Origin of the sequence: Alcaligenes sp. EGD-AK7, from assembly GCF_000465875.3 — a bacterium.
GTDB classification, from domain to species: domain Bacteria; phylum Pseudomonadota; class Gammaproteobacteria; order Burkholderiales; family Burkholderiaceae_B; genus Alcaligenes; species Alcaligenes phenolicus.
The window spans coordinates 1-744 of the sequence record NZ_AVOG02000032.1 but is presented as its reverse complement, the minus strand read 5'-3'; the positions used below and the strand labels follow the sequence as shown (position 1 = coordinate 744).

General features: G+C 48.0%; 1 rRNA gene. It reads left to right on the top strand.

The window, feature by feature from the left end:
- Nucleotides 1-190 precede the first annotated feature (190 nt).
- Nucleotides 191-744, top strand: a 23S ribosomal RNA gene (locus N879_RS12995); the annotation flags it as partial.

Sequence of the window (744 nt, the reverse complement as noted above, 5' to 3'; positions counted from 1 at the left end):
GAACATTGATTTCTGGACTTTGCGCCAGAACTGTTCTTTAAAAATTTGGGTATGTGATAGAAGTAGACCGATGTGTTGCTTTCACTGGCAGCATGTCGCGTCAAGGTAAAATTTGCGTGTTCTCTATGCAAATTTTCGGCGAATGTCGTCTTCACGTTATAGACAGTAACCAGATTGCTTGGGGTTATATGGTCAAGTGAAGAAGCGCATACGGTGGATGCCTTGGCAGTCAGAGGCGATGAAAGACGTGGTAGCCTGCGAAAAGCTTCGGGGAGTCGGCAAACAGACTTTGATCCGGAGATGTCTGAATGGGGGAACCCAGCCATCATAAGATGGTTATCACACACTGAATACATAGGTGTGTGAGGCGAACCAGGGGAACTGAAACATCTAAGTACCCTGAGGAAAAGAAATCAACCGAGATTCCCTTAGTAGTGGCGAGCGAACGGGGACTAGCCCTTAAGCTTCTTTGATTTTAGCGGAACGCTCTGGAAAGTGCGGCCATAGTGGGTGATAGCCCTGTACGCGAAAAGGTCTTAGAAGTGAAATCGAGTAGGACGGAGCACGAGAAACTTTGTCTGAATATGGGGGGACCATCCTCCAAGGCTAAATACTACTGACTGACCGATAGTGAACCAGTACCGTGAGGGAAAGGCGAAAAGAACCCCGGAGAGGGGAGTGAAATAGAACCTGAAACCGTATGCGTACAAGCAGTGGGAGCCTACTTTGTTAGGTGACTGCGTA